The sequence below is a fragment of the Stenotrophomonas sp. AG209 genome (assembly GCF_003550055.1).
Classification (GTDB): Bacteria; Pseudomonadota; Gammaproteobacteria; order Xanthomonadales; family Xanthomonadaceae; genus Stenotrophomonas.
In genome coordinates, this window is the sequence record NZ_QXDB01000001.1 from 717,702 (window position 1) to 743,739 (window position 26,038).

General features: G+C 66.9%; 23 protein-coding genes and 7 tRNA genes. 18 read left to right on the top strand and 12 right to left on the bottom strand.

Annotated elements, in window-relative coordinates; all coding sequences use genetic code 11:
• Positions 1-88 precede the first annotated feature (88 nt).
• The 6 genes from DFO63_RS03300 to DFO63_RS03325 all read left to right on the top strand — a co-directional run bounded on the left by DFO63_RS03300 (position 89) and on the right by DFO63_RS03325 (position 6,179).
• On the top strand, positions 89-595 hold the full coding sequence (locus DFO63_RS03300) for a hypothetical protein (protein WP_119006437.1): 507 nt from the start codon (positions 89-91) through the stop codon (positions 593-595).
• 122 nt (positions 596-717) lie between these two features.
• Complete coding sequence (locus DFO63_RS03305) at positions 718-1,227, top strand: sigma-70 family RNA polymerase sigma factor (protein ID WP_049444443.1); 510 nt, start codon at positions 718-720, stop codon at positions 1,225-1,227.
• Positions 1,224-2,150 (top strand): FecR domain-containing protein, encoded by a 927-nt coding sequence (locus DFO63_RS03310; protein ID WP_049444445.1) that lies wholly within the window; start codon positions 1,224-1,226, stop codon positions 2,148-2,150. The genes DFO63_RS03305 and DFO63_RS03310 overlap by 4 nt, the downstream gene beginning before the upstream one ends.
• Positions 2,151-2,214: 64 nt before the next feature.
• A complete protein-coding gene (locus tag DFO63_RS03315) occupies positions 2,215-4,686 on the top strand; it encodes a TonB-dependent receptor (RefSeq protein ID WP_119006438.1) in 2,472 nt (823 codons plus the stop codon).
• Positions 4,673-5,473: a ChaN family lipoprotein gene (locus tag DFO63_RS03320; RefSeq protein WP_049444449.1), complete on the top strand. Its 801-nt coding sequence runs from the start codon at positions 4,673-4,675 to the stop codon at positions 5,471-5,473. Before DFO63_RS03315 ends, DFO63_RS03320 begins: the two co-directional genes overlap by 14 nt.
• The gene (locus DFO63_RS03325; RefSeq protein ID WP_049444451.1) at positions 5,466-6,179 is read left to right on the top strand and encodes an energy transducer TonB; all 714 of its coding nucleotides are present in this window, start codon (positions 5,466-5,468) and stop codon (positions 6,177-6,179) included. The genes DFO63_RS03320 and DFO63_RS03325 overlap by 8 nt, the downstream gene beginning before the upstream one ends.
• Here the strand turns inward: DFO63_RS03325 and DFO63_RS03330 are convergent.
• From DFO63_RS03330 to DFO63_RS03365, 8 genes are all read right to left on the bottom strand, one after another.
• Complete coding sequence (locus DFO63_RS03330) at positions 6,176-6,610, bottom strand: RidA family protein (protein ID WP_014037586.1); 435 nt, start codon at positions 6,608-6,610, stop codon at positions 6,176-6,178. The two genes, DFO63_RS03325 and DFO63_RS03330, sit on opposite strands and share 4 nt — an antisense overlap.
• Positions 6,611-6,709: 99 nt before the next feature.
• Positions 6,710-7,612 carry a cation diffusion facilitator family transporter gene (locus tag DFO63_RS03335; RefSeq protein WP_049444453.1) on the bottom strand — a complete coding sequence of 301 codons (903 nt, stop codon included), beginning with the start codon at positions 7,610-7,612 and terminating at the stop codon, positions 6,710-6,712.
• Positions 7,613-7,640: 28 nt separating this feature from the next.
• On the bottom strand, positions 7,641-9,929 hold the full coding sequence (locus tag DFO63_RS03340) for an Orn/Lys/Arg decarboxylase N-terminal domain-containing protein (RefSeq protein ID WP_101765690.1): 2,289 nt from the start codon (positions 9,927-9,929) through the stop codon (positions 7,641-7,643).
• A gap of 20 nt (positions 9,930-9,949) precedes the next feature.
• The gene (gene adiC, locus DFO63_RS03345) at positions 9,950-11,302 is read right to left on the bottom strand and encodes an arginine/agmatine antiporter (protein ID WP_014037589.1); all 1,353 of its coding nucleotides are present in this window, start codon (positions 11,300-11,302) and stop codon (positions 9,950-9,952) included.
• 77 nt (positions 11,303-11,379) lie between these two features.
• On the bottom strand, positions 11,380-12,810 hold the full coding sequence (locus DFO63_RS03350; protein ID WP_119006439.1) for a DcaP family trimeric outer membrane transporter: 1,431 nt from the start codon (positions 12,808-12,810) through the stop codon (positions 11,380-11,382).
• Positions 12,811-13,324: 514 nt separating this feature from the next.
• Positions 13,325-14,167, bottom strand: coding sequence for a thiol:disulfide interchange protein DsbG (gene dsbG / locus DFO63_RS03355; RefSeq protein ID WP_049444457.1), 843 nt, complete (start codon positions 14,165-14,167; stop codon positions 13,325-13,327).
• A gap of 30 nt (positions 14,168-14,197) precedes the next feature.
• Complete coding sequence (locus DFO63_RS03360) at positions 14,198-15,001, bottom strand: redoxin family protein (protein ID WP_049444458.1); 804 nt, start codon at positions 14,999-15,001, stop codon at positions 14,198-14,200.
• Between the two features lie 81 nt (positions 15,002-15,082).
• Positions 15,083-16,150: a helix-turn-helix domain-containing protein gene (locus tag DFO63_RS03365; protein WP_014037593.1), complete on the bottom strand. Its 1,068-nt coding sequence runs from the start codon at positions 16,148-16,150 to the stop codon at positions 15,083-15,085.
• A 186-nt stretch (positions 16,151-16,336) separates the two neighbouring features.
• Here DFO63_RS03365 and DFO63_RS03370 point away from each other — a divergent pair, with 186 nt between their 5' ends.
• The 7 genes from DFO63_RS03370 to DFO63_RS03400 all read left to right on the top strand — a co-directional run bounded on the left by DFO63_RS03370 (position 16,337) and on the right by DFO63_RS03400 (position 17,673).
• A complete protein-coding gene (locus DFO63_RS03370) occupies positions 16,337-16,735 on the top strand; it encodes a heavy metal-responsive transcriptional regulator (protein WP_049444459.1) in 399 nt (132 codons plus the stop codon).
• Positions 16,736-16,838: 103 nt separating this feature from the next.
• Positions 16,839-16,914, top strand: a tRNA-Ala gene (locus tag DFO63_RS03375).
• A gap of 54 nt (positions 16,915-16,968) precedes the next feature.
• A tRNA-Glu gene (locus tag DFO63_RS03380) sits at positions 16,969-17,044 on the top strand.
• Between the two features lie 184 nt (positions 17,045-17,228).
• Positions 17,229-17,304, top strand: a tRNA-Ala gene (locus DFO63_RS03385).
• A gap of 49 nt (positions 17,305-17,353) precedes the next feature.
• Positions 17,354-17,429, top strand: a tRNA-Glu gene (locus tag DFO63_RS03390).
• Between the two features lie 45 nt (positions 17,430-17,474).
• Positions 17,475-17,550, top strand: a tRNA-Ala gene (locus DFO63_RS03395).
• A gap of 47 nt (positions 17,551-17,597) precedes the next feature.
• A tRNA-Glu gene (locus DFO63_RS03400) sits at positions 17,598-17,673 on the top strand.
• Positions 17,674-17,813: 140 nt separating this feature from the next.
• Here the strand turns inward: DFO63_RS03400 and DFO63_RS03405 are convergent.
• Complete coding sequence (locus DFO63_RS03405) at positions 17,814-18,227, bottom strand: GNAT family N-acetyltransferase (RefSeq protein WP_014037595.1); 414 nt, start codon at positions 18,225-18,227, stop codon at positions 17,814-17,816.
• A gap of 76 nt (positions 18,228-18,303) precedes the next feature.
• On the opposite strand from DFO63_RS03405, the gene DFO63_RS03410 reads away from it, so the two are divergent.
• Positions 18,304-19,260: an SOS response-associated peptidase family protein gene (locus tag DFO63_RS03410; RefSeq protein ID WP_119006440.1), complete on the top strand. Its 957-nt coding sequence runs from the start codon at positions 18,304-18,306 to the stop codon at positions 19,258-19,260.
• A gap of 124 nt (positions 19,261-19,384) precedes the next feature.
• Here DFO63_RS03410 and DFO63_RS03415 read toward each other — a convergent pair whose 3' ends face one another.
• Positions 19,385-19,765: a response regulator gene (locus tag DFO63_RS03415; protein ID WP_014037597.1), complete on the bottom strand. Its 381-nt coding sequence runs from the start codon at positions 19,763-19,765 to the stop codon at positions 19,385-19,387.
• Positions 19,766-19,897: 132 nt separating this feature from the next.
• On the opposite strand from DFO63_RS03415, the gene DFO63_RS03420 reads away from it, so the two are divergent.
• The 3 genes from DFO63_RS03420 (at position 19,898) to DFO63_RS03430 (ending at position 22,151) form a co-directional block, all read left to right on the top strand.
• Positions 19,898-19,983 (top strand) — tRNA-Leu (locus DFO63_RS03420).
• A 70-nt stretch (positions 19,984-20,053) separates the two neighbouring features.
• Positions 20,054-20,596, top strand: a complete 543-nt coding sequence (locus DFO63_RS03425; protein WP_119006441.1) for a GNAT family protein — start codon at positions 20,054-20,056, stop codon at positions 20,594-20,596.
• Positions 20,597-20,711: 115 nt separating this feature from the next.
• A complete protein-coding gene (locus DFO63_RS03430; RefSeq protein WP_049443171.1) occupies positions 20,712-22,151 on the top strand; it encodes a GGDEF domain-containing protein in 1,440 nt (479 codons plus the stop codon).
• Here the strand turns inward: DFO63_RS03430 and DFO63_RS03435 are convergent.
• Together DFO63_RS03435 and DFO63_RS03440 are read right to left on the bottom strand one after the other, a co-directional pair.
• On the bottom strand, positions 22,148-23,974 hold the full coding sequence (locus DFO63_RS03435; RefSeq protein WP_049443170.1) for a methyl-accepting chemotaxis protein: 1,827 nt from the start codon (positions 23,972-23,974) through the stop codon (positions 22,148-22,150). The genes DFO63_RS03430 and DFO63_RS03435 overlap by 4 nt on opposite strands.
• A 254-nt stretch (positions 23,975-24,228) precedes the next feature.
• The gene (locus DFO63_RS03440; protein WP_049443169.1) at positions 24,229-24,774 is read right to left on the bottom strand and encodes a GNAT family N-acetyltransferase; all 546 of its coding nucleotides are present in this window, start codon (positions 24,772-24,774) and stop codon (positions 24,229-24,231) included.
• Positions 24,775-24,928: 154 nt separating this feature from the next.
• Between DFO63_RS03440 and DFO63_RS03445 the strand changes: the two genes are divergently transcribed.
• Positions 24,929-26,017 carry a DUF5694 domain-containing protein gene (locus DFO63_RS03445; RefSeq protein ID WP_101765697.1) on the top strand — a complete coding sequence of 363 codons (1,089 nt, stop codon included), beginning with the start codon at positions 24,929-24,931 and terminating at the stop codon, positions 26,015-26,017.
• The last annotated feature ends 21 nt before the right edge of the window (positions 26,018-26,038 follow it).

Sequence of the window (26,038 nt, forward strand, 5' to 3'; positions counted from 1 at the left end):
GGTGGTGCCGGCCGCTGGCCGGCACCCGAATCTGCCGGCCAGCGGCCGGCACTACCCCGGCTGTTCGCCCGCATGCGAAGCTTCACGCATGCTGACCCTGCACCGCGACAGCCGCCACGGACTGCGTATCGCCCCGCGCTGGCCCTCCCGCCATATCCAGATCGACGCAGAGGTGCTGCAACGCCTGCTCGACGCACAGGCGCTGCTGCCTGCCGAACTGCGCCTGCTGCTCACCCGGGGCTTCGAGCCCCGCCACAGCCGCCTCGGTGGCTTCCGGCGCCTGGTGCGGCGGCTCGGCATCACCCTCTTCCGCACCTGCTATCCGCAGCGCCACGATGAAGTCGATGCCATCTTCGGCGCCAACGGCCACGATATCGATGGCCGTCATATCGATGTCTCACTGGTACTGCACGGCAAGCGGCTGAGGCTGCTGCCGCTGGGCGTGTTCACCCCGCCGCGCTGGCAGGATCGTCGCGTCGCCCGTCATGCCGAAGCGGTCGTGCGGGTGAAGCACAGCCTGCAGCACTGCGGCTTCGAACTGCACCACAACCCCACCGAAGCCCTGCAGATCCACTGCGATTATCGCCCGCGCTGATCCCGCGTTCGGGCAGGTGTGCCATGCCCATCTATAGATGCAAATGATTCTCTTTTGCTGTAAGGTGCAGCCGCTGCCCTTGCCGCCGCGGGCTGTTCCCTTTCCCAGTTGTCGCCCGCCCCGTGTCCACGCCTGTCGAACCGACGGATGTCGCGCAGCTGTGCGCGGCCCATTACCGGCCGCTGCACGCCCATGTCCGCCGCAAACTCCCGCAACGCTGCGACGCCGATGACGTCGTCCAGGAAACCTGGCTGCGCGTCGTCAAGGTCGCCGCCAGCGGCCTGCTGAGCAACGGCCGTGCCTACCTGTACCGCGTCGCCCACAATCTGATCGCTGATCACTACCGGCAACGCCAGCGCCGTCGTGAGGAAGCGCTGGATGACGCGCAACTGCACGCCCTCGCCGATCCTGCACCGCTGCCGGAGCAGCACCTGCTGGACGCCGAACAGCTGCGCCATCTCGATGCGATCATCGCCGCGCTGCCACCGCGCTCGCGCCAGGTATTCCTGCTGGCCCGGGTGGAGCAGATGGCACTGGCCGAGATCGGCCGCCAGCTCGGCATCAGCCGGCAGACCGCGCACGGCCATCTGCTGCGTGCGCTGGTGGCGCTGCAGCAGGTACCCGGCGCATGAGCCAGGATGCGATCGCGCGCGAGGCCGCGCGTTGGTGGCTGGACGGCCACGAAGGCGGCCGCGACGAGCGCGCCTTCAACCAGTGGTACCACGCCGATTGCCGCCACGCCGCGCAGTACCAGCACCTGCAGGCGCTCTGGCAGGCCGGTGACGCGACGCCCAGCCTGCAGCGGCACCAGCGCAAGCGGCAGCGCCGGCGCCTGCGCGACGCCGGCACTGCCGTGCTGCTGCTCTGTGCCTTGGGCCTGTATACCCGCCAGGCCGCGCCACCCGCCGCCCAGGTGATGCGCACCGCGGCAGGCGAGATCCGCGAAGAAGTCCTGCCGGATGGTTCCCACGTGCTGCTCTCGCCCGGCAGCGAAGTCCATGTCCGCATCGATGCACAGCGCCGGCAGCTGCAGCTGCAGCACGGCCAGGCCTGGTTCAAGGTAGCCGCCGATGTGCAGCACCCGTTCCAGGTGCATACGACGCACGGCACGGTCACTGCGCTCGGCACGGCCTTCGACCTTGCCGTGCAGGACAACGACAGCGTGGTCACCGTCACCGAGCATCGCGTCCGCGTGGACAGCGGCAGCCGCAGTGAGCAGGCCATCGAAGGGCAGCAGCTGCGCTTCGATGGACAGGCAGCGACCGTCAGCCAGGCTGCCAGCCACAGTGCGCTGGCCTGGCGCGAACGTCGCCTGCATTGGATCTCCACGCCCCTGGCCGAAGTCACCCAGGACCTGGATCGCTGGCATGGCGGCCATACCTGGATCATCGGCGCACACCTGCGCCAGCAGCCGGTCACCCTGCTCGGCAGCGCCGACGGTGCGGCGCGCAGCCGTGACCAGCTGGCCACGCAGCTGCATGTGCGCGTGCTCCGCCTGGGCGCGGGCGTGCAGGTGTGGCTGCCACCACGCAAGGGACATCGCGATGCACCCTGACATCGGCCCTGTCGCTGCGTCTACCCAGGATGACGACGCACTGCGTCAGCCCCTGGAGCCCCCGATGCTGTTTCACCGCCCCCTTGTCCTCGCCCTGTCACTGGCCTGCGCCAGTCCGCTTCCGTTGTTGTCCGCCAGCGCACACGCGCAGGCCGCCACCCGCCACTTCGATCTTCCTGCACAACCGCTGGCCAGCGCACTGGACGCCTACAGCCGGTTGACCGGTGTCGACCTGGTGATCGGTGCGGCACTGCCGGGCGGCCAGACGGCGCCAGCGCTGCGCGGACAGTTCGACGACGCTCAGGCCCTGTCGCGCCTGCTGGCCGGCAGCGGCCTGCGCCCCCGCTTCATCGACGCACGCCGCGCCACCCTGGAACCGGCGCCGGCCGAACCCGCCGATGGCAGCCGTCGAACCGGCCCGCTGCGCGTGCAGGGCGATACCGCGCAGGGTCATTCTCCCGGTGCAGGCGCCAGCCAGTATGTGCCGGCCACGCGCGATGGCTTCGCGCCGGCGGTCCGCAGCGAGCGCGTGGCGATGGCCGAACGCCAGGACGGCAACAGCCTGCTGCGTTCGATGCCCGGCACCCACAGTTTCCATTCGCGCAGCCAGCCTGGCCTGCAGGTCAACATCCGCGGCATGACCGGCGCCGGCCGGGTCAACACCATGATCGATGGTGTCACCCAGACCTTCCGCAACAACGCGGGCCATGGCTCAGGCGGGCCGTTCGCCTATGTCGATCCGTTCCTGCTGGCCGGCGTGGACGTGCAGCGCGGCGCGGTCGCCGGTGGTGATGGCGCCGGCACGCTGACCGGCAGTGCCAATTTCCGCACGCTCGACATCGACGATCTGCTTGGCGAAGGTCGTGACTGGGGCCTGCGCGCGGGCTACCGTCATGGCAACAACGGCTACGGCAATGGCCGCACCTTCGCCGGCGCGTGGCGCCACAGCGAAGACGGTGGTGACCGCCAGTTCGGCCTGCTGGCCGCCGCCAGCAGCAGTCGCAGCGGCGAGTACGCCACGGCACGCGGGCAGAAGAACAATGCCGACCCCGGCAGCCAGCAACCCAGCAGCTGGCTGTTGAAAGCACGCCTGCAGCCCAGTGACCAGCATCGGCTGGACCTGAGCCACATGCGTTACGAAAACGACTTCTACCACAACTACCCGTGGCAGATTTCCGCGCGCAACCAGCGTGCCAGCTACCACTACACGCCCTACACGCCGTGGATCGACCTGCGTGCGACCTTCGCCAGCAACAAGACCCGGCTGTTCTATCCGCCGGTGGAGGACTCCAGCTACATCGGCCGCCGCACCCACAGCAGCCTGAGCAGCTGGACACTCGACAACACCAGCCGCTTCGACATCGGCGCGCTGCAGGCACGCTGGAACACCGGCATCAAGCACCAGTCGGACATCTACGTGGCCGACACTCCGACCCTGCGCGGCGCCAACCCCCAGGGTCGCAGCCAGCTGGACAGTGTGTTCAGCACGCTGGAACTGCAGTACGACGTCTACGCGCTGACCGCAGGCCTGCGCCAGGATCGCTATGGCATCCGTGGCCACGTCCCGGTGTGCTCGGATGTCCCCGGCCAGTGCGCGGAGATCAACGGCGGCGGCATCGACGTGCGCCGCACCCAGCACGCGCTCAGCCCCAGCCTGGCGGTTTCGTGGCAGGCCACCGACTGGCTGCAGCTGTTCACCGAAGCCTCGCGCACATCGCGCCCGCCGCGCGTGCAGGAGATGTTCTTCGAAAAAATCCCGCTGGAAGGCATGAGCGATGCCGACGGCGTGGGCGCCAACCCGTTCCTGCGCCGTGAGCGCTCGCGCAACCTGCAGTTCGGCGCCAACCTCAGCACCGACTCGCTGCTGGTTGACGGCGACCTGGCCCAGCTGCGCGTCACCCGCTTCGACAACCGCATCCGCGACTACATCAAGCCGCAATACCTGCTGATCGTGCATCCGCCGGAAGTGGAGCCCTTCGTGGTACCGATCGACAGCGATCCGCAGCTCACTGCCTGGACCGATGCGCTGGACGTGGACGATTTCAGCACCACCACGCGCTGGATGAACCACCCGGGCGTGGTGCGCATGCGCGGTATCGAACTGGAAGCGCACTACGCCAGCGAGCACTACCACGCCACGCTGAGCTGGACACGTTCACACACCAGCGCGCCCGCCATCGAATTCGTCAACCTGGAAGACATCACCGCCCTGCCCGACCGCTACTGGACGCTGGACGTGGGCGGCCGCTGGTGGCAGCAGCGCGTGCAGGCCGGCCTGCGCGCCGAATACTCCGGGCCCACCGAAGAAGGCTACGACTTCTTCCAGACTCGCAAGACCGGCGGTACCGGTGTACTGCTCGACTTCTACGCCAGCTTCAAGCCCCAGCCCAACACCACGCTGTGGCTGAACATCGAAAACCTGCAGAACAAGGCCTATGACAACAATGCCTCGATCGACAGCATCTTCAGCCCGATCCTGGACCGCGGCAACGGCCGTGGCCGCACCGTCTCGATGGGCGTCAATGTGGCGTTCTAGCCGTCGCTGGCTGCCGCTATGCCTGCTTGCACTGGCCGCAATGGCCAGCGCGCAGCCGATGCCCGGCACGGTGCTCGACCTCGCCAGCGGCCAGACCCTGGACGAAGCTGCGTTCGTGAAGCGCGCAGCGAACGCCCCGCGACTGCTGCTGGGCGAACGCCACGACCTGGCCGGAGACCACGCCGCCCAGCGCTGGCTGCTGCACGTGCTGCAGCAGCAACGACCACAAGGCGCACTGGTGCTGGAGATGATTGCCAGCGAACGCCAGCCGCGCCTGCAGCGGGTGCAGCGCTGGCTGGCCAATGGCAACCATGCCGGCGGTGCGCGCCTGCAGGAGCTGCTGGGCTGGGATACACGATGGCCGTGGACCGCCTACGGCGGGCTGGTGCAGGACGCCACCGCTGCCGGCATCCCCTTGTTCGGCGGCAATCTCGCGCGCGCCGAGGTCAACGCGCGCCTTGCGTCCGCGGATGCAGTGCGGTTCCCGGTGCCCGCTGCCCAGCAACGCCTGTCGGCCGTGGTGCTGGCCCAGCATGCGGACGCAGCACCGATGCTGGAAGGGATGCTGGCCGTGCAACAGGCCCGCGACACGCGCATGGCACAAGTGCTGACCGCAGCACCCGCGCCCTCGCTGCTGGTGGCTGGTCGCTGGCATGTACTGCGCGGTACCGGCGTGCCGGGCTACCTGCCAGCGGATACACCAGCGCTGGTGATCGCACTGGCCTCGCCGGGTGAAACCGTCGAGGCGGCCGACGCCGACCTGCTATGGGTGCTGGACGATGAGTGAGCGCGGCCAACACTGGCAGGCGATCGCCATCAGCATCGGCCTGCACCTGTTGCCCCTGCTGCTGTTGATGCATTGGGTGGCCACGCCGCCGTTGCTGCCGCCGCCTGAGCAGGACGTGCGCATCAGCCTGCGCCTGCTGGCGCCGGCGACGCCGCCCCAGCCAGTGGAAGAGCGCCAGGCCGACACCCCCAGCCAGGCGCAGCAGGCGCGCGCATCGCAACCAACGAAGTCGCCCCCTCCACCGAAGCCCACCGCCGCACGCGAGGGCGAGGTGGCCGCCAGCGAACGCGGTGGCCCTGGCCGGCAAGCCCTGCCGGTCGCCCCGCCTGCGGCCGTGACCAATGCAAGTCCCGCACCGGCATCGATCACGGCCGCGCCGCCCGCTCCCGACGCACCACCGGCGGACTTCCAGGCCGGCGCCGCCAGCGACCAGTGGGAAGCCCGCCTGATGGCGCGGCTGGAGCGTTACCGCTACTACCCCGCCGCCGCGCGCTCGCGCCGGCAGCAGGGGACCGCCTGGGTCAGGGCCAGCATCGATCGCGAGGGACGCCTGCTGGCGCTGCGGTTGGAGCAGTCCAGTGGCCAACCGATGCTCGACGACGCCGCGCTGCAGACGTTCCGCCGCGCGCAGCCGCTGCCGCCCATTCCCGTGGAAATGAAGGCACCGCAGGAACTGGTGGTGCCGGTGGAGTACTACCTGCGCTAGGCGGCGTAGGCCTCCGCCTCGATCTCGAACAGCATGCCGTCCAGCGCCAGCCGCGGCACGGGAATCAGGGTGCAGGTCGGCGCCGCGCGGTTAGGCCAACGCCGCCGCACCTGACGGGCGATGATGCCCAGCCGGTCCTCGTCGTGGTCGACCACCAGGATGCGCAACCGTGCGACATCGGCCAGGCTGGCCTGCGCCGAACCCAATGCAATCTGCAGGTTGTCCAGCGCCTGCTCGACCTGTTCCTCGAAACCGGGGGAGAGATGGCCATCGGCATCCTCACCGCCCTGCCCGGCGATATGGATGACCCGGGCGGGAAGGCGCACCACGGCCACGTGCGAGTAGCCATTGGCCGAAGGGTCGTAAAGCCCCGCAGGATTGAACAGTTCCAGCAGGCCGTGGCCGAGGTCGGGGGTGGTCAGCAGGTTCATGCCGCATGCCTCGTTGGGGATGCGAGTGAGTCTGCAACCTGAACATGAGTTGAGGTCAAACAACGCCCGTGCAACAGATCGATTCGCCACGCGCAACGATCACGTCCACGCCGGATCCGCCGTGAAATCGATGGTCAACCAGAAGGTACTGCCCCGCGCATCCAGCCGCACCGCGATCTCGTCGCGCATCGCGTCGACTTCGCCCACCGACCCCAGCGGCATGGCCGGGTCAGCCAGCACATGGATCTCGATGAAGCGCATCCGCCCCATCTTCGCCACGTGGCTGGTGAAACCGGCATAGCCACGCTCGGCCACGAACGCCTGCATCACCTGCTGCACGCGCCGGTCCAGATCATCGGGTGCCACCTGCAGCACTTCGCGCATGGCCTTCCACGCGCTGCGCGCCGGCACCGGCAGCACTGCCAGGCTGATCAACGCCAGCACGATCGAATCCAGGTACGGCACCCAGTGGTGCCACTCACCGCCGTGCAGGACCAGCGCCAGCACGAAGGCCAGCACCACCGCCAGGCTCATCAATCCGCCCAGCAGCCAGCCGCGCACGTCCAGCCACAACAGGGCGGAGCGCAGGTGCCGCGCACGCTGTGCGACGAATGCCGCCATCGCCAGATTGCTGGCACTCAGCAGTGCCGCCCACCACAGCGCGGGCCCGAACTTCACCTCGTGCCCGCCCGTGGTCAATCCGATCACGGCGTTGGCCAGCGCATACACGCAGGCCAGCGACAGGATCACACCGCCCAGCGCCTCGACCATCGGCTCCAGGTGCCAGTAGCCGTACTGGAAGCGCGGGCTCTGCTCCCGCGCCACCAGCCGCAGCACCGACAACGACACCAGGGTCAGGGCGACGTCGACCAGGCTGTACACGCCGTCGAACAGGATGGCCTGCGATCCCACCAGCAGGCCACCACTGAAACCGACCGCGCTCACCGCCAGGGTGACCCCGATCGAGAACTTCAGGATGCGTTGCTCGCGCGCGGTATCCATCGTTCGCCGAAGGGCCGACCGTTGCGGGTCAGGCCTTCAGCACCTCCACCTTGTACGAAACCACATCCCCCTCCTGCTCGATGATGAGCCCGTGCACGTCCGACTCGAAGCCAGGGAAACGGGCGTTCTGCTCGCGGGCGATGCGCAGCGACTGGATGATCGGCTCGTCGCTGTCGCCGAAGCGCTCGCCGGGCATGATGGTCGGGATGCCCGGCGGGTACGGCACCAGCATGGTCGCCGCAATGCGGCCACTGATCTGCTCGATGTCGACCCGCTCGATCTCGCCCTTGACCAGGTGGTTGTAGGCATCGGCCGGGGTCATCACCGGCGTCGGCAGATCCACGTACATCTCGCGCATCACCTTGGCCACGGCGAATTCCTGGTTGAACGCATGCAGCGCGTCGCACAGGTCACGCAGGCCCCAACCGGCGTAGGCATTCGGATAATCGGCAGCCAGGGTCGGCAGTGCCTGGCTCAGCGGCGCATTGCGGTCGTACAGCTCCTTGAACGCCATCAGCTCGGTCACCAAGGTGCTCCACTTGCCCTTGGTGATGCCCATCGAGAACAGGAACAGCACCGAGTACAGGTTGGTCTTCTCCACGGTGATGCCGCGGCCCCATAGGAACTTGCTCAGCACCGCCGCCGGGATGCCCAGCTTGCCCATGCTGCCGTCCATCGCCAGGCCCGGCGTCAGCAGGGTCACCTTGATCGGGTCGATCAGCACATAGTCGTCGACCAGGTTCTCGAAGCCATGCCAGTGCGCATCCGGCTGCAGGTACCACTCCTCGCGCTTGGCCACCAGCGGCGCCGGCGTATCGCCCTTGTCCAGGCTGCGCTCGACCTGGGTCGGCTGCCACACGCTGAACCACCAGTCATCGCGACCGAGATCATCGCGGACATGCAGCATCGCGCGGCGGAAGGCGATGGCCTCGTCATGCATTTCCTGCACCAGCGAACGGCCGGCATCGCCTTCCATCATCTTCGAGGCCACGTCGCAGGCCGCGATCACCCCGTAGTGCGGGCTGGTCGAGGTATGCATCATGAACGACTCGTTGAAGCGCTCGGCATCCAGGTTGCGCTGCGCAGAATTGCGTACGTGGATCATCGACGCCTGCGAGAACGCCGCCAGCAGCTTGTGGGTGGAATGCGTAGTGAAGATGATCGCATCCTGCTCACGCGGCTTGCCCTTGGCCATGCCGTAGTGGTTCTCGTAGAACGGATGGAACGCCGCGTAGGCGTACCACGCTTCGTCGAAGTGCAGGAAATCGACCGCGCTGCCGATCTCGTCAGCGATCTTCTCGGCGTTGTAGCACAGGCCGTCGTAGGTCGAGTTGGTGACCACCGCAATGCGTGGCTTGGAACCGGCCTTGTAGGCCTGGCTGGCCAGCGGGTTGGCGGCGATGCGCTGCTGCAGCGACTCCGGCGTGAACTGGTCCAGGCTGATCGGGCCGATGATGCCGTGCGCGTTGCGGCTGGGCGTGAAGTACACCGGCACTGCACCGGTCATGATCAGCGCGTGCAGCAGCGACTTGTGGCAGTTGCGATCGACGAACACCACGTCGCCGCGCGCCACCGTGCCATGCCACACGATCTTGTTGGCGGTGGAAGTGCCATTTGTGACGAAGAAGGTATGGTCGGCACCGAAGTTGCGCGCCGCCTCGTTCTCGGCATCCTTGATCGGGCCGGTGTGGTCGAGCAGCGAGCCCAGCTCCGGCACCGAGATCGACAGATCGCTGCGCAGCGTGTTCTCGCCGTAGAACTGGTGGAATGCACGGCCGACCGGCGACTTGGTGAACGCCACGCCGCCGGCGTGGCCCGGCGTGTGCCAGGAATAGTTCGACTCGGCCGCATGATGGATCAGTGCCTTGAAGAACGGCGGCAGCAGATTCTTCATGTAGTCTTCGGCCGCGCGCATCACCTGCCGCGAGATGAAGCTCTTGGTGTCTTCAAACAGGAAGATGAAGCCGTGGATGTACTTGAGCAGCTTACTCGGCACCTTCTCGATGGTGCGGCGCTCGCCGTACAGGAACACCGGCAGGTTGGCGCGGCGCGCGCTCTGCTCGCGCAGGAAGGCAGTCAGGCGCTGGAACTCGCCATCCACCTCTTCGCTGCCGTCGATCGAGATCAGCACCGCCGAGGCCGCCACATAGGTGCGGGCACCGGCGCGGGCATCATCCAGGTTCAGGCCGCACAGCACGCGCTGGTCGTTGCTGCGCAGTTCTTCCACCAGGGCGCGGATCAGGATGCCGCCGATGCGCGGCGACTCGTAGTCGTTGTCGATGACAATGACCGGATAGTCCAGGGACTTGAAGTACACGTTGATTCTCCTTGTCGAACTCAGGAACGCTGGGCGCCGGCGCTGATGGCCGATGCCTCGCGGGCGCGCTGCCGCTGCTGGCGGCGCTCCTCGCTGAAGAAGGGATAGAACACGGTGATGAACAGCACGAACAGGAAGGCGTACTGCACGATGGTTCCCGACGAGCCGTAGATCGCCCACAGGCAGTACACGACGGTCAGGCTGGTCAGGGTCCAGAACGCACCGGTGTGGACCAGGGTGTGCGAGCGCTCGACCACGAAGTAGCAGGCCACGCACGAGTAGATGTAGGGCAACAGGGTCAGCACCACCGCCGCCGACGTGATCACGTCGAACTGCGCCGACGCGGTTTCCGAGGTGGAGGTGACCAGCACCGCCAGGGTCATCAGCACCGCCACGATCAGCACGCCCTTGACCGGCACGTCATCCTTGTTGGTCTTGCTGAAGATGCTCGGGAACAGGCCATCATCGGAAGCCGCCTTGGCGCTCTGTGCGGTCAGCAGGATCCAGCCGCCCAGCGAACCGGCAGCACCGATGAAGGCGCACAGGCTGACCAGCGCACCGCCCCAGCCCCCCACCGCCTTGGCCGCGGCCAGTGCGAACGGCGCATCGGACACCTGCAGTTCCGAGTTCGGCACCATGCCCATGATCACCGAGGAGCTGGCGATGTAGGCGATGGCGGCCAGGAACACACCGGCCAGCGTGGCACGGGCCACGTTCTTTTCCGGGTTTTCCACCACGCCGGCGGTCACCGAAGCCGACTCCACGCCGATGAAGGCCCACAGGGTGAGCGCCGCAGCGCTGGAAATCGCGCCGAAGTTGGATTCACCCGACACGTTGTAGGCGCCCTTGAAGATGTCGGCATCGAAGAAGAACCAGCCGAAGATCGCGATGCCCAGGATCGGCACCAGCGCGAAGCTGGTGGTGACCGTCTGCACGCGGCTGACGAAGGCCGGACCGATCATGTTGGCGAAGCTCAGCGCCCACACCAGCACCAGCACCGCGATGCAGCGCACCAGCGGCTCGGACAGGATCGGGAAGAAGTAGCTGAAGTAGCCCACCGCCGCGATCGGGATGGCGACGTTGCCGATCCAGTTGGCGAACCAGTAGATGGTGTTGGTCTGGAAGCCCATATACGGCCCGAACCAGTCACGCGCGTAGGCATAGGGACCGCCCGCCTTGGGTGCCAGCTTGCCCAGCTTGGCGAACACGAAGGCCAGCAGCAGCGCACCGGCGGTGGTGATCAGCCAGCCCCAGATCGAGGCGGTACCGATCTTGGCCAGGCTGGACGGCAACAGGAACACGCCTGAGCCCATCATGTTGCCGGCGACGAGGAAGGTGGCTCCGACCACCCCGATTTTCTTTGCTTCTGCCATGACAATCTCCTGTACTGGCATGAGCCCGGTGCAGCCGGGCGTGGGGACGGGTTACGCTGGCATACGACCGCTGGCGCCTATTTGATGAAGTTGTATTGCAGGCTGCCCTGCACCCGGACCGTGTCGCCGCGCGCGCCGCCCTGCTGTTCCAGGCGGCCGTACAGCAGCTCCATGCCCATCGTCCACGAAGGCGCCGGGCTCCAGATCAGGTTGAACACGCCGTAGCGGCTCTGCCGGAATGCGTCGGCCGCCAGTGCGGCATTCCGCTCCAGGGTCAGCTGGCCGAAGATCAGGTTCGAACGCCACAGCTCGGACCAGTAATGGGTGTAGCCAACAAAACCGCCGTGCAGGTCCAGCGCGTCGAGGCGGCCATCGGCACCGACCACCGCATCCAGCCCGGAGCCGGTCAGGTCGGCGGTGTAGCGACTGAGGCCGCGCCCGCCGAGTACGCCGAACAGCAGCAGGTCGCGCTCGCCCACTGAGGCCGAGCCGCTCAGCTGCAGGCCACCGGCCATGCGCCGGTCGCGCTCGCCATCGCCGTCGTAGGCCAGGCTGCGTGCCACCGCGCCCAGCTGCAGGTGGCCCCAGTCGCGCTCCATGCGCGCGGTCACCGTCACATCGGGCAGGCGATTGACTGCCGCGCGGGCGTCGCTGGCGCCGGCAAGCTCTGTCTTCGGGTCTTCAGCGGCGACGGTCAGGGTGTTGCCCTTGCCCATCGCAAAGCTGTGATGGATGCCGGCCACCAGCAGGTAACCGGCGCCACCAGGGCCGGCGAAGTCCAACGTGTCGGGCAGGCTGTCCGGATCCATGAAGCTGGAATAGCCGTAGCCGGCATACGTATTGCCGAGCTGGCCATAGGCATGGCGCAGGCGGAACTCGTAGCCATCGCTGCTGCCGAAGAAATCATTCTCCAGGTAGAAGCGCAGGTTGCCGTGCGTGGTCGGGCGCCGCGCCTCGAAACTGAAGCGGGTCTGCTTGGCGTGGATGTTGAAGTTGGAGACATCGCGATGACTGCCACCCACCGGCATCGACGAGGGAATGAACTGATCCTCGTCACCGGCCGCACGCGAATCGGCAATCGCATCGAGCTTGGCGTAGCCGCCGATGCGGATCACCGTATCGGTGCCGGGAATGGCAAAGAAGCCCTTCAGATCCGGGTCGGTCGGCCCAGCGGCGCTGTCGGGACGCGAGGCCGCCGTTGAGGGGTCGGCCACGGATTCGCGCTGCGGCAGCACCGGCTGCGCCACGCCCGGCACCTGGGTGGCATGCAGCAGGTTGGCGCCGCTGGCGGCCGCGACCATCGGCGCCGGCACCTGCGGCGTGGCCGCTTCGGCTCCCTCTCGCTGCTCAAGCCGATCCAGGCGCTGCTGCATGCCTTCCAGCGCCTGGCGCATGGCAGCGATTTCCTGGCGCAACGCCTGCGCATCTTCCTGGCCATCCTGCTGCGCATACGCTGGCGTGATCGCCAGCGCGGTCAGACAGGCCAGACTCAGTACCGCCAAGCGCATTGCATCCTCCCTGGACAAACACTCGCAACGCGCTGGCCGGACACAGGCGCACAGCGCCCTGGCCTCGCGTTGCCGTTGCTGGAAATGCGGATACTGCGTTGACGACACCGGCCAGCCTGCATCCGGCAGGCAACAGGACGATGACACTGCCCTGCCCGCACCGGTGTCGAGCCCATCAAGGCCGCGCTGCCAGAGAGGTGGCGACCGCAGCGGTCTGGGTAACAATCGGGGGGTGAGAGTGTCGTGAATGGCTGTGCCGACCGCCCCGGTTCAGGGCATGTCTGGCGCGGCATCCATGGCGCGTTGACGCTGTATTCCATGCGTCACAGGCTAATCCGCCTGTCGTTTTTGACCTTGATTGGGATCAAGGCGCGATGCTTGATGTCAGTCACGATTCAGACGTGACGACGAACAGCTGCTGCGCAGCCCCACAGCGTCTGCAGGAGCGACGAAAAGCAACAGGCCCGCATGCTGCCATGCGGGCCTGTGGGTTACATCACGACGTTGGCGGCGATCAGCGTGGGCCCAACACCGTCTGCAGGTCGGCGCCCTGCGGCAGGCCCGCGCGACGCTGCACCTGGCCCTGTGCGTCCTGGAACAGGATGCCCGGCGTGCCCTGGAACCCCATCTCGATCATCAGCACCTGGTTGGCGTCGAGCTTGCCGGCGATCTCGCGGCTGATGCTCGGCAGGGCCTTGATGCCACCACGGTCGAACTGGTGTTCGTTTTCCAGCAATGCCGCACTCGGGTCACGCGCGGACAGGATGGCGGCGGCCTTGGCCGGGCTGTCCTCGCGGATCACGCCAACCATGATGTGGCGCAGCTGGACCTTGCCCGCGTCGACCCACGGGCGGGCCGCTTCCCAGAACTTGTGGCAGTACGGGCAGTTGGCATCACTGAAGGTGTAGACCACGCGCGGCGCATCGGCCTTGCCGTCACGCACCCAGGCACTGGCTTCCAGCTTGGTCCACATCTTGGCCGACATCGGTGCAGCGACCAGCTTCTCCACCGCCTCGGCGGCCACATCGTTGCCTTCGGCGTCGAACAGGCTGCCTACCAGCACGTGCTTGCCGTCGGCGGTGACGTAGGCCGCAGCCGGCTGCTGCCCGCCCACCACGCCAGCGAAGCCGCGCAGACCACCCGGTGCATCGAACTCGGCAACGACTTCGAAGCCGTGCTTCTCGATGCCTTTCAGCACTGCGGGGCGGTCACCCTTGGCCGCAGTTGCCGGAGCGCTGGCCGCCGGTGCTGCGGCCGTCTTGCCCGGCGGGGTCTGGGCCTGGCTGCAGGCGGCCAATGCCAGCATGACCGGCAGCAACAGCACCGCCGGAGCGATGCGCAGGGAAGTCGACAACATGGGAACTCCGTAGTGAGATGCCCGCGCAGGCTACCGCAGCCGACGCAGTTTGTGTTCAAGGCCCGCCACAGTCAGTTCGCCAAGGTGCAGTTCACGCAGGCGCCCTTCGGCGTCGAAAAACAGCGTCGACGGATAGGCCTGCACACCCAGTGCGGTTGACGCGGAGGCGGTATCGTCCAGCAGCACATTGCCCAGCCGAAGCCGCTCGGACGCGATGAAACCTTCTACTTCGCCCAGCGTTTCCCCCTGGTTGAGGAACACGAACTGCACGTCAGTATGGGTCTGCTGTGCGGATGCCAGCACCGGCATCTCGCGCCGGCAGGGCCCACACCAGCTGGCCCAGAGATTCAGCACCAGCGGTTTGCCCCGGAACTGCTGCAGGTCGATCACGCGCCCCTGCAGATCGGTCACCTGCACCGCCGGCAGCGGCATGCGCAGCTCCTGCCATGCTGCCAACAGGTGGCTGCCCGCCGCCCACAGCACCACGCCCACCAGCGCCCCCGCCAGCACCGGGGCACGCAAGGCGCGCCATAGCCTCAGCCGCCAAACACCCCAGGCGAGGCCTGCAGCCAGCACGACCGAGAGGTGATACCCACCATCGGCGATCTGCAGGATGCTCCAGGGGGCCTCACGATAGAGCGCGAAGTTCAAGGCCACGAAGCTGATGCGCCCGCACAGCAGGCCGATCAGCAACATGTCCAGGACCATGCTTGCCGCGGAAGGCACTGCCATCCCGTCCTTCCGACGCGGCCACAGGTGTGCCACGGCCATGGCCAGCAGCACGCACATCAGGATCAACACCACCGGCATCGGCACCGGCCCAACACTCGACATCAGCCCACCTGTCCCATCATCCGTTGCCTGCATGGTCAAAGCGTCGCGTCCAGGTTGCAAGCGCGACGCCCACCGCAGGCATCAGGCGGCGCTGCGCGGCATCTGCATGCCAGGCACCGGTTGCAACCCGCGCAGGCTGCCCGCCACCGATGACAACAGCGGCCGCTCGCGTCGCTTGTTGTTGACCAGCCGGCGATAGTTGGCCGGCGTCATTCCGACAATGCGCAGGAACAGGCGACGGAAAGCACTCTGATCGGCGTAACCCACGCCCCAGGCCACTTCATCGATACCCGCGCCCTGCTGCAGCAGCGTCTGCGCCTTGGCGATACGCAACCGCTGGCAATACTCGATCGGGCGCAGGCCGGTGGCCTTCAGGAAGCGCCGCTGCAGGGTCCGCGGCTCCAGCCCGGAAATCTCACAGATCGCGCCGAGCGTGGCGCCGCGCGCAGCGGTGGTATGCAGCCAGCGTTGCGCCTTCAGTACGTCGCGATCGCCATGGGCGAAGTTGGCACTGAAGCGCTCGAGATCCTGCTGGATGGCCGCCGGCACCGTGATCCCCAGCTGCTGCGCAACGGAACTCGCCACGCCCTGACCGTGCAGCCGGTACAGCAGGCGCAGGGCGAGGAAGCGCCAGGCCTGGGAACCGGCCACCGTCAGCAGGTCGCCGTCATCGACCAGCGCGCGCTCACTGGGCACCCAGCTGGCCGACTGCCCCTGCAGACCCGGGTGGCGCCCGAGGTCCGGGCCACTGACCGTGCGCCCGGCCAGCAGACCGGCGCGCGCGAGCATGCTGACACCATCGCTGGCCGCCGCCAGCAGACTGCCACCGTCGTAGTGCGCGCGCAGCCAATCCAGCAGCACCTCATCGGCGCGCAGGCAGACGCCCTGGCTGATCTGGCCAGGCACGGCGATCACGGCCGGAATGTCCGCCTCGAGCATCTCCGCGCCGGCAATGCGATGCACGCCGGTCTGGCTGGCCGGCACGATCCAGCGGGTCACCAGGACACGCTTGAACGGACGGCGCTGCTGCTGGGCAAGCCGGTTGGCGACATGTGCCATCTCGGTCAGCACGGAGGCGGCCGACGGGTCACCTCCCGGGTACTCGACCACCGCGACCTCGACGAATCCTTCGTTCCTGAATCCTTCCACAGACCATCTCCTCGGTTCGTTGCAGGCCATCCAGCGGCCGGTTCAGGCGCAGGGTAGGAACTGCCACGACGGTGGGGCTATGAAGAAAGTTGCAAAGTGCGCTGAATGCGCCGCCAGCGACGGGACCTTGACCCTGGACCAGACTCAAGGCTTCACAATGAGCGGCAGCATCCGCAGGAATCCGCCATGAACATTGGTCAACTGGCACGCCAGGCCGGCGTGCCGATCGATACGGTGCGCTACTACGAGCGCCAGCAGCTGCTGCCCACGGCGGCACGCTCGGCCGGGGGTTACCGCATCTTCGGCGAGCAGGACCTGCGCAGGCTGCGCTTCATCCGCCGCGCCAAGACGCTGGGCTTCAGCCTGGAAGAAATCGCCGAACTGCTGGCACTCAGTGACCGCCACTCGCAGGACATGGGCAGCGTGCGCGACACGGCGCAGGCCCGACTGCACGACATCGCGCAGCGCATGGCCGAACTGCAGCGCATGCACACCGCGCTTTCGCAGCTGGTCGACGCCTGCCCCGGCCACGGCACACTGGATCAATGCCCGATCCTGGCGGCGCTGACTGATGACACACCGTGAGTCCGGGCGACTGACATTCACCTCGCAACGCGCGTGAAGAAAAGTGCAACAAATGCTTGCCAACCCCCTGGGGCAAGGCTATTATTTCGCTCCTCAGCGACGTGGGGCCATAGCTCAGCTGGGAGAGCGCCTGCATGGCATGCAGGAGGTCAGCGGTTCGATCCCGCTTGGCTCCACCAATCTTTCGGCATTAGGCCGTCGAAAGGTCGCTAAAGAACATTGATGAGAATTGCGTCCCCATCGTCTAGAGGCCTAGGACATCACCCTTTCACGGTGGCGACCGGGGTTCGAATCCCCGTGGGGACGCCACTCATCACGAACAACGAGGACCCGGCCGATAACCGGGTCTTTTTTGTTCACCGCCTACCGGCATTCAGGTTGTGGCGTTGCGGTTCCCCTGCCCTCGTGGCTGCGGTTGAACCGGAACGAAAAAAGTTCAAAAAAGACTTCCACAAACGTGAACACGCAGGTATGATAGGCGGCTCGGTAACACGGGGCCATAGCTCAGCTGGGAGAGCGCCTGCATGGCATGCAGGAGGTCAGCGGTTCGATCCCGCTTGGCTCCACCACTTTCGACATTAGGCCGTCGAAGGTTCTACAACTTGAAGTTTTTCGTGCGTCCCCATCGTCTAGAGGCCTAGGACATCACCCTTTCACGGTGGCGACCGGGGTTCGAATCCCCGTGGGGACGCCAGTTTCAAAACGGACTCTGCTCCCGGCAGATCATCCGGAGTTTCATGGGGCCATAGCTCAGCTGGGAGAGCGCCTGCATGGCATGCAGGAGGTCAGCGGTTCGATCCCGCTTGGCTCCACCACTTCGACATTAGGCCGTCGAAGGATCTACAACTTGAAGTTTTCGTGCGTCCCCATCGTCTAGAGGCCTAGGACATCACCCTTTCACGGTGGCGACCGGGGTTCGAATCCCCGTGGGGACGCCAATTCTTGAAAACCCCGGCTTCGGCCGGGGTTTTTCTTTGCCTGCGATTCCTGGGAAAGCCCTATCCACGCGTGGCGTGGATCTACTGCAGGGCCCGGGTAGATCCACGCCATGCGTGGATGGCTTCACCCCACTCACGGCTCAGAACCGCCGATACATCCCGATCGATGCCGGTGCCGTGGGCGCGAAACCAAACTGTGCGTACAACCGATGCGCCTCGCCATCGGCCAGCAGGCTGACATACGCCGATGGCGGCAGGTTGGCCTGCATCCAGCCATCCAGGCGCCGCATCACCTCCTTGCCCAGCCCCTGCCCCTGCAGCCGCGGCAGCACCGCGATGTCACAGACCTGCAGGTGGCAGCCGCCATCGCCGACGATACGCCCCATCGCCACCAGTTCAGCGCCTTGGTAGGCGCACACGCCGAACAGGGTGTTGGGCAGCGCACGCATGGCCGCTTCCGGGCTCTTGGCACTGAGGCCTGCGAGCACACGCAACCGGCAGTAGTCCTCGACCGTGGGCACGGCTTCGCGGAACTGGCAGGTGGAATCATTCATGCGGCATCTCCAGATGGGTCGGGCTATCCTGCCGCATCCACGTCGCAGCCGTTGCGACCCAGGTCCCCAGAGTCCCATGTGCTATTCCGCCCTGATCCGCGCTGACTACGCCAAGCTGGTACGCGAGTTCGGCGCCATCCTGTCGCTGGAGGAGTTCGCCGACCTGTACGCACACGATCCGGGCAAGAAGCGGCCGAAGACCCCGAAGGCGATGGATGACGGATTCGCCGGTGCACGGACCGAACAGGGCCGCGACATCGTGGCGAAGATCCAGCAATGGCATGCGCAGGAGCAGCAGGCACTGGAGGCCGAACTGGCCCGGCAGCGCGAAAGACGCGATATCGCCCATGCCACGCTGGCCACCCGGCCCACGCAGAAGGCACGCAATGACCTGCGCGTGGCCGGCAACCGCATCGAGCGAGCGCACGCCCGATTGGAAGACCTGCATCGGGTACAGCTGCTGCCGCGCGACAACCGCATTTTTCCCGGCACCTACGCACCGGTGATGGTCAGCGAGAACGGCCAGCGCGTGATCAAGCCGATGCGCTACCAGTGCCGGCTGCCGGACACGCCGGCGCGCAACGACGTGCTGTACCCCGGTACCTACAATGCGCGGCGTGACACCCTGGAAGGCTATTGGCGGGGTGCGTTCGGACTGCGCCACGGCGTGGTGGTGGTGCAGGCGTTCTACGAGCACGTGCCACGCCACGCCATCGCCGGCCGCACCCTCGGTGACGATGAAAAGGAACAGGACGTGGTGCTCGAATTCCGTCCCGATCCGCCCCGCGACCTGCTGCTGGCCTGCCTCTGGGCGGAATGGGAAGGACCGGAAGGCCGCCTGCTGTCGTTTGCCACGATCACCGACGCCCCTCCCAGCGACGTCGCCGCTGCCGGGCATGACCGCGGCGTGGTACCGATCCGCATGGAACACCTCGATGCCTGGCTCAATCCCGATACGGATGACCTGGCGCGCCAGTACCGCATCCTCGATGACCGCGAGGAGATCCGTTACGTGTACCAGGAAGCAGGCTGAGCGCTACGTGCAATGGAAAAACCCCGCCTGGGCGGGGTTCCTGGATCCGGGGTTGCCGCCGCACATCGTAGACGTGAGCATTCAGGCCCCGGCAGCATACCCCTGCCGGTCCGCAGTGGACGGCTCAGGCCTTGGCGCTGGAGCGGCCGACCGCACGCGCCAGCGCCCGCGACAGATCCGCCGACAGGTACGGCTTGACCAGCAGCAGACCGGCCAACATCGGTGCCGGCAGCTGCTCGGCCAGCATCCCGGTGGCCAGCACGAACGGAATGCCACGTGCCGAAAGCGCTGCGGCCACCGGCTCACTGGTCTCGTTGCGGGCCAGCCGGTAATCCAGCAGGGCCACGTCCGGGGCGCTCTTTTCCAGCAGCTGCAGGGCCTCGGACACGCTCGCTGCGAGCCCGACCACGGTCGCACCGGCATGCACCAGCTGCATCTGCAGCAGGGCCGCACTCATTTCGTCGTTCTCGACCACCAGTACCCTCAGGTCCTGCAACACTGTCATCAGCTACCGCTCCTGGAGGCAATTGCACGCTGGGAGTATAGCTACCAAGGAGCCAATGCCGACAGGAACCGCCCTGATAGGCCCTCCTACTATGCATCTCCCGCCGACCTCGGTTACACTCGCACGCTGCCTGCCGGTGTGGCGGAATGGTATACGCAGCTGACTCAAAATCAGCCGGGGGTGACCCCATGAAGGTTCGAGTCCTTTCACCGGCACCACTGCATCAAAGGCCAGGTCCATGACCTGGCCTTTTGCATTTCCCGGGCCTGTGCACCGACACTGGCGACGATGCCCGAGCATGCTCCTCCCACGCTTGCCGACACCCTGCCCGCGCGGTTGCGCCCTCTGCGGGCGTCCGATGCCGCCGCCTGGTCCCACTACCTCTCGCTGCCAGGCGTAATCGAGCACACCAGCTGGGGCGACGTTTCCGAACGGGCGCTGGCGCAGCAGATCACCCGCTATCTGGCTGATGCATCCGATCAGCGCTGGGCGATGGTGGACGCCGACGACCAGCTGATCGGCACTGTTGGCCTGAACGGCGTCGACCCGTGGCATGGCCGCGGCGAACTCGCCTATGACCTCGATCCGCGCTGGCAGGGACAGGGCCTGGCCACGCATGCAGCGCGAGCCGTGCTTGACTGGGCACATGGCACCTGTGGGCTGGTCCGCATCCAGGCCACCGTTCTGGACAGCAATGCCCGTTCGATCGCCCTGCTGGAACGCCTCGGCATGCAGCGCGAGGGGCGGCTGCGCGCCTATCGCCACGTGCGGGGACAGCCCCGCGACTTCTGGATGTACGCCCACATCAACGGCGTCGTGCCACCCCGCTGAAACGCAAATGTGACAACCAACAAGGTTGCGAATAGAACTGGCTCACACTTTTCTTGCCAGCCTCACGTACTTCTGCCTATCGTGATCCCAGCCGGATCTGGGGGCGGGGGAATGCATGACGTTGCGTGCGGCACTGTTTTTCATGGTCACGCACACGCTCGTCATTGCCTTGATCGGACCGCAGGACCCGGTTGGCTCCTACCTGATGCTGATCACCGCCCCCCTTCTGGCGGCACTGGCCTGCGTGCGACGCGCGCGCGACAGCCACGCGGCCTGCAAATGGCGAACGCTGGGCGCTGCCGTTGGCCTGTTCTCTCTGGCCCTGCTGGCCCTGCTGTATCGCAATGTGGCCGGCCTCAGCCCTGCGCAGATGACCGCCTCGTCGCTGATCCTGTACGTGTTCTACCGGATTCCGCTGACCTACGTGGCCGCCAGCCCGGGCGGCGGCAACCGCTGCATCCGTGCGGTGGACCTGGCGGTCATCGCGCTGCTGTGGTTGCTGTACTTCGTGCATACGCGGGCGATGGCACACCTCAACACCGCATTGTGGACGCAATGCCTGCACACCATGAGCAACGTGCAGAACAGCCTGGTGTTCTGCTTCGCGCTGATCCGCTTCCTGGCCGAGGACAATGCCGACCGCCGCGACTTCTTCCGCACGTTGACCCTCTACGCGCTGGGCTACTTCCTGCTGGCGTTCTACATCAATACCTGGCAGCCGCAGGTACCCGATGGTGGCTGGGGCGACCTGCTGATCAGCGGGCTGTTCGTGCTGCTGGCGGTGCTGGCCGGCAGCACGTATCGCCCACCGGCGGTGGCTGTGCCGCGCAACCTCCGCCGCATCGTCGATGCCGGCGTGCCGCTGATGCTGCCGTTGCTGCTGATGATGGTGGCGCTTCTGGTGGCACGCCTGCAGCCGACCCTGGCCACCGTGGGGTTCATCGGCGCCATGCTCGGCTATGCCCTGCGCAGCGTGCTGACCCAGGTGCAGATCCAGCGCGAGCGCGACGAACTGGCGCTGCTGGCCCGGCGCGATCCGCTGACCGGGCTGGGCAACCGGCGCAACTTCGATGAATCACTCGGCAGCGCGCACGGCCGCGCCCGTCGCCAGGGCCTGGGGCTGGCGGTGCTGATGATCGACATCGACCACTTCAAGCGACTCAACGACACCTACGGGCATCCGGAAGGCGATCGCCGCCTGCAGGCGGTCGCCGCGATCCTCGACGGCTGCCTGCAACGCGGTGATGACCTACTGGCCCGCTACGGCGGCGAGGAGTTCATCGCCGCCCTGCCCGCGCCCGACGCCGCCCACGCCCTGGGCCTGGGCGAGCGCCTGCGCGCCGCCGTGGAAGCCGCCGCCCTGCCCGCCGCCGAGGCCCACGTGACCATCAGCATCGGCGTGGCCTGGCAGGCCGCGCATGAGCAGGCCGACCCACGAGGCCTGGTCGATCGGGCCGACCAGGCCCTGTACCGGGCCAAGCATGCCGGCCGCAACTGCGTGCATGCTGCCCCGGCCATCGAGGCCGGGGAGCACCACTCCGACCGCCGGGCCTAGACCGCGCGCAGCACCGTCGCGCCATGCAGGTGCCCCACCCCACCCTGCACACGGAAGCTGGCCACGGTCTGCAGCAGCTGCGCTGACTGCTCTTCCATGCTGCGCGCCGCGGCCGAGGCTTCCTCGACCAGCGCGGCGTTCTGCTGGGTACCCTGGTCGATCAGATCGACGGCATGGTTCATCTGCTGGATGTCGTCGCTCTGCTGCTGTGCGGCCGTGCTGATCTCGGACATCAGGTCACTGACCCGGCGCACGTTGACCACGATCTCGTCCATGGTGCGGCCGGCGCTCTCAACCTGTGCAGTACCGGCGCCGACATTGGCCACCGACGCATCGATCAGCTGCTTGATCTCCTTGGCGGCACTGGCCGAGCGCTGCGACAGTTCGCGGATCTCGGTGGCGACCACGGCGAAGCCACGCCCGTGCTCGCCCGCGCGCGCGGCTTCCACCGCGGCGTTCAAGGCAAGGATGTTGGTCTGGAAGGCGATGCCGTCGATCACGCCGATGATGTCGACGATGCGCCGCGAGGACGCGTTGATCACCGCCATGGTCTCGACCACTTCGTGCACCACGTTGCCACCGCGCGCGGCGACGTCGGCGGCGCCACCGGCCAGCTGGCTGGCCTGCCGTGCATTGGTCGCGGTGCGCTGCACGGTCTCGGCCAGGCCCTTCATCGACACCGCGGTCTCCTCCAGCGACGCTGCCTGCTGCTCGGTGCGCTGCGACAGATCGCTGTTGCCCTGCGCGATCTCGGTTGCGCCGACGGCGATGGTGTCGGCGGCGAACTTGATCTGGCCGATGATCGCGGCCATCGCCTCGACCAGCGAATTCACGCCTTCGCACAGCTCGGCGATCGGCCCGTTCTTGTCGGCGGTGGCCACGCGCCGGGTCAGGTCGCCCTCCTTGGCGGCCGCCACCACTTCACGGGTCTGCGCCACGGCGCGCTGCATGGCCTGGTTTTCATGCACCTGCGCGGTGATGTCGGTGGCGTACTTGACGACCTTGAACGGCTTTCCGTTGAGGTCCAGGATCGGGTTGTAGGACGCCTGGATCCAGACCTCGCGCCCGCCCTTGCCGAGGCGCCGGTACTGGCCGGCATCGTATTCGCCACGACCCAGCTTCTCCCAGAACTGCCGATACTCGGCACTGCCGCGATGCTCGGGTTCGACGAACAGCGAATGGTGCTGGCCACGCACGTCGTCCAGGCTGTAGCCGGTGGCGGCCAGGAAGTTGTCGTTGGCCGACAGGATGCGGCCGTCCATGCTGAACTCGATCACCGCCTGCGACTTGTCGATGGCCGCCAGCTGCCCGGCCGAGTCGGCCGCCTGCAGCTTCTGCGCGGTGATGTCGGTGGCGAACTTGACCACCTTGTACGGACGCCCCTGCCGGTCCAGCACCGGGTTGTAAGAGGCCTGGATCCAGATCTCGCGCTGGCCCTTGCCGAAACGCCGGTACTGGCCAGCGTCATATTCGCCACGTCCCAGCCGCGCCCAGAAGTCACGGTATTCGGCGCTGCGCGCCTGCTCGGGATCGACGAACAGGGAATGGTGCTTTCCCTGGATCTCCTCCAGCCGGTAGCCCATCGCCTGCAGGAAGTTGTCGTTGGCCTGCAGGATGGTGCCGTCGAGGGCGAACTCGATGACCGCCTGGACCCGGTGCAGCGCAGCGACCTGCGCCTCGAGTTCGGTACGGCCATCGGCCGCCGCTTCGACGCCGGTGCGGTGCTGGGGTGCCAGCGCGCCCAGCAGGGCACGCCACGGCGACCAACGGGTATGCAGCTCGGCCGGCGCCTGCGCGCCTGCCGTGAAGCCTGGAATGAGCATTGTCTGATCCTCGGTGTCCGGTAAGCGGTTGCGACCCGACGGGCGGGATGCCCGGCGGCAACTTCAGTTGCTTGGGACTACAGGTACCGGCAGGCACCCCTCGAGCGGCTGGCAAGAACGTCTGGTGCGGGTGCGATCGGCAGGGGGAGCGGCGGAACACACAGCGCGGGCCGCCCGTCGGGGGCAGCCTGGGGTCCTGCAGCGGGCGACTGGAGCGGGATCCAGAGGGAATATCGGCGATGCGATCGGTGGCTTTAGCCGGATTCCGCGACGCCCGTCGCAACTTCAGATGCTGCTGCAGGGATGCGGTAGACAATCGCGGTGTACTTCACATTCTGCTCACGCGCGACGGGGATGCCGCCGAGCGATTCCGCCAGGCGCCGGCTGGGCAGGTTCTGCTCGGCCACCGGGTAGCAGAATGCGGCCCGGTCCAGCCGCCGGGATGCGAGCGCACGCACCGCCGCCACGGCTTCACGGCCATAGCCATGCCCGTGCATCGCCTCGGCGATCCAGATGCCGAGTTCGGGTTCCGCATCGGCGGTGCGATGCAGGCCGGCCAGGCCGAGGAACGCACCATCCGCGTGTCGGCGGATCACGAACGTAAGGTCGGTGCCATCGGCGATGGTGGGCAACCACGTCGACCAGACAGCGGCGAAAGCCTGCTCCGACGCAGGGGGATCAAACGCCATGTAGCGGGTCAGCCCCGGCGTGATCGCGGCAAACGCCTCGCCGGCGTCCTCCGGCGTGAAGGGCCGGAGCTGCAGCCGCCGGCTGTCGATGGTCCAGTCGTCGGGGGACATGTCGCGCGTCGTTGCTGTCATTGGGCATAGCCTCGTCCGGGACGCCGATGCAGTTCAAGCCGAAAAGGTTTGCATGACCAACGGGAGATCTCGTGGCAGATGAAAATGGCCAGCATGCAGCGAACCGCAGGACGCTCACTGACACGGAGATCGCATGTTCCCACGCTTGGCCAGTTTCCTGATCCTGGGCCTGTGCAGCGGCGGCGCCCTCGCTGCCGATGCCACCTATCGCCCCAGCTTCCACCCCGACCAGCTGAAGGGCCCGCCTGCCGGGCGCCCGAACGAAGTGCTGGTACTGGGCACCACCCACTTGTCCGGCCTGCCCAAGTCCTTCAAGCCCGCCTTGCTTGAACCGTTGCTGCAGCGACTGGTCGCCTGGAAGCCCGAACTGATCGCCACCGAAGACCTGTCAGGCCTGCAGTGCGATTTCATGCGTCGCTACCCGGCACGCTATGCAGAGAGCGTGGCCACCTACTGCTTCGATACCACCGCTGCGCAGGCTGCGACCGGACTGGACGTACCCACCGCGAACACCCAGGTCGAGCGCCTGCTTGCAACCTGGCCGAAGGATCCGGCGCCCGCCCAGCGTCGTCGGCTCGCTGCATTGTTCCTGGCAGCGGGCGAACGCGGCTCGGCGCAGGTGCAGTGGCTGCGCCTGCCTGCGTCCGAGCGCAAAGACGGTGATGGATTGACCCCCGCCCTGGTCGAGATCCTCGACAAAGGCATGGTTCGCCGCAATGAAACCAACCTGATCGCCGCCGAAGTCGCCGCCCGCCTAGGGCATGAACGGCTGTGGGCGGTGGACGACCATACAGCCGATTCCCCCACGCCCGCTGAGGATGAAGCGGCGGCCAGCGCGGCCATCACCGGTGCCTGGAACAATGCGCATTCGCGCGCGCGCCGGGAGGCCGACGAACGGCTCGTGGCCGACCTGGACAAGCCCGGCGGCGTCATCGCGCTGTATCGGGACTACAACAGTCCGGCGGCACCGATGGCCGCGTACCAGAGCGACTTCGGCGCGACGCTCGTCGAGCCATCCTCCAAGGCCTTCGGCCGGATGTATGTCGGCTACTGGGAAACCCGCAACCTGCGCATGGTCGCCAACATGCGCGACGTGCTGGGCCAGCACCCCGGCAGCCGCATGCTGACCATCGTCGGTGCCTCGCACAAGGGCTACTACGAGGCCTACCTCAACCAGATGCACGATGTGCAGCTGGTCTCGGCGGACGAAGTATTGCGTTGACGGTGGATAGTGCCGGCCCGA